Origin of the sequence: Methylobacterium sp. B1 (genome assembly GCF_000333255.1) — a bacterium.
Lineage (GTDB): Bacteria > Pseudomonadota > Alphaproteobacteria > Rhizobiales > Beijerinckiaceae > Methylobacterium > Methylobacterium fujisawaense.
On the sequence record NZ_BACT01000733.1, the window covers coordinates 1 to 2,357 of the forward strand.

Annotated in this window: 4 protein-coding genes and 1 pseudogene; all 5 read right to left on the bottom strand. The window is 71.9% G+C overall.

Annotated features, from left to right (window positions below):
- Positions 1-201: 201 nt before the first annotated feature.
- Positions 202-678 (bottom strand): hypothetical protein, encoded by a 477-nt coding sequence (locus tag I53_RS21490; protein ID WP_043354504.1) that lies wholly within the window; start codon positions 676-678, stop codon positions 202-204.
- A gap of 163 nt (positions 679-841) precedes the next feature.
- On the bottom strand, positions 842-1,141 hold the full coding sequence (locus I53_RS21495; protein WP_043354507.1) for a GCG_CRPN prefix-to-repeats domain-containing protein: 300 nt from the start codon (positions 1,139-1,141) through the stop codon (positions 842-844).
- A 139-nt stretch (positions 1,142-1,280) separates the two neighbouring features.
- The gene (locus I53_RS21500) at positions 1,281-1,595 is read right to left on the bottom strand and encodes a hypothetical protein (RefSeq protein WP_043354509.1); all 315 of its coding nucleotides are present in this window, start codon (positions 1,593-1,595) and stop codon (positions 1,281-1,283) included.
- A gap of 89 nt (positions 1,596-1,684) precedes the next feature.
- Positions 1,685-1,972 (bottom strand): hypothetical protein, encoded by a 288-nt coding sequence (locus tag I53_RS21505; protein ID WP_236952721.1) that lies wholly within the window; start codon positions 1,970-1,972, stop codon positions 1,685-1,687.
- Between the two features lie 91 nt (positions 1,973-2,063).
- Positions 2,064-2,357, bottom strand: a pseudogene (locus tag I53_RS21510) (SDR family NAD(P)-dependent oxidoreductase); the annotation flags it as partial.

The following is a 2,357-nucleotide window of genomic DNA, read 5'->3' on the forward strand; positions in this document are numbered from 1 at the left end:
CCTCCCCTCGCGGTGAGGAACCGAAGGTGGGGGCGACGCCGGATCGCGCGATCCGGTGCCCTCTCCACCGATCCCAACCCGGCCCCCCTCCCCGCCAGAATGAGGGGGCCGGTCGCATCGCTGCGACCGTCGGGGCCTGTCTTGTCGGGCGCCAGGTCCGAGCGGGATCGGGACCCGCTCGGGCCGCGGCCGCGAAGCGGCTCAGCCCTTGAGCTGCTTGTTGCAGGCCGAATAGTAGCCGCCGCCCTTCTCGATCCACTTCATGCCGCCCAACGTGCCGGCGGCCTTGGCCGCGTTGTAGCTGTCGAGACAGGTGTGCATGCGGGCCTTTCCGGCCGATTCCTTGGCGTATTTCGGATCGATGGCGCGGGGGAAGGCGGCCGATCCGGCGGCGGCGGCCGGTGTCGTTCCGGCGCGCGAACCGGCCGCCGGCGGGGCCGCGGGCGCGGCGGTCGTCGCGGTCGGCGACACCGGGTTGGGGGCGGTCGTCGGGGCGGTATCGGCCGCCGCGCCGCACTCGGCCTTGCGGAAGTCGTTCCACTTCTGCCCGTTCAGCGTCCCCGCCTGCTTGGCGGCCTGATACTTTGCCGAACACTCCTTGGTCGACAGGGCAGCGGCCGGCGAGGCACCGGCCGCCACGCCGGCAATCATCAGGGATGCAAATACATAGCGGCGCATATCGAAAAATCTCCGGGACACTATGTGTCGTCCCGGAAGAGACTAATACGGCTCTATCCCGTCGTGAATATGCGGGTGTCCGTTCCGGCGGGACAAGTCGGCAATCAAGTCCGGATCCGGTCCGATCCGGATCCGGGGTATGGTCCCGAGCCGGCCGCGCGGGCTACCAGCCGCCGTGGAACCGGCGCGGGCCGTCATAGCCGCCATAGCCGCGCTCGTAGCCGCCGTAGCCCGGCCGCCCGTAGGGCCCGCGGGGACCGCCCCAGCCCCAGCTGCGCTCGTTGGGCCGGCAATGGCCCCAGGGATTGGGGTGGAAGCCGGGACCGCAGCCGCCGGCCACGCGCTCGATCACGACCCCGGCATCGGGGGGGCCGTAGCCGAACGGTGCCGCGTTCGCCGCCGTGGCGGTGGCGAGCCCCGCCGTGACCACCGCGACCAGGCCGAGCATCTTGGAGCGCATCATGACACGATCTCCTGAACCAGCGGGCCGGACGCACCGGACCGATGGCAGGAGGATGCGCCGGTCGCCGTGAACCGGGACAGGTCCGGCCATTCATCAACCCGACGGGATCGGCCGGACGGGCCCACGCGCGACGGATCGGTCAGGCGGCCTGAAGCCGGACCGGGGTCGGCGCGGCGGCCCGTGAGCGCGCGTAGAGGTCGGCGCCGACGGCTTGGCCCGCCGCTTTGACGAGCGTGGCCTCGTCGCAGGACCGCGCCACCTTCAGGCCGAGCGCCGCGAGCCGCGCGTTGTCGGCGCAATAGGCCGCGATCCGGGCTCGCCCATAGGCCGGCATCGGGGCGAGCAGCCGGTCGCGCTCCGCGTCGTCGGCGCGGAACAGCGCCGAGATCAGCTCGATCGGAACCGGGTACCGCGCCAGGGCGCTGGGATGGGGGCGGTTTCCGTCGCGCGTCATGGATGCCTCTCCGCTTCGCTGTGCGGTGGAAGGTTCGGCAACCATAGTTAACGATCAGTTGTGATGGTCGCCGGCCCGAGGCGGATGTCTCAGCGGCGCGGCGGGTTCACCCAGGCGCCGCCGTCGGCGTGGTGCGGCCGATCCGTGTCCGCGGCCGGGATCAGGAGCTGCGCGTCCGCCCAGCGAGACGCCGCGCCCGGCGCCGCCGGTGTGATCGCCCCCGTCGTGACCGGATCGATCCAGGCAGGCGGGCCTTCGGCGAGGGACGCGCCCGGATCCGGCAGATTGCGCTCGTAGCCGGCGACGACCGCCGTGAGGGCGATCGCGGCCAGGAGGAACGCTAGACCGTCGAGGATCATGGAGCCGAGTCTCGGCATGGCACCCGCGCCTGTTGACCAAGCTTCGGGGCTACGGCGGCAGGGTTAACGAACCCTGTCCGAAACCGGGAGATCCGGCCCTGCAGCGGGCTCAGGCGTTCCGTCCGCCGCGCAGGGTCTTCAGGCCGATGCCCGTCGCCTCGAAACCGCCGTCGACGGCGAGTTGCTGGCCGGTGATGTAGGAGGCGCGCTCCGAGCAGAGGAAGACGATCGCCTCCGCGAGTTCCGTCTCCAGCCCGTAGCGGCCGAGCGGGACGGTGTCGTGGTAATCCGCCCGGATCTCGGGGCTGTGGACCGCCTTGGCCATCGCGGTATCCACCGGGCCGGGGGGCGACGGCGTTCACGCGGATGCCCCAGCGCGCCAACTCGACGGCCTGCTGCTGGG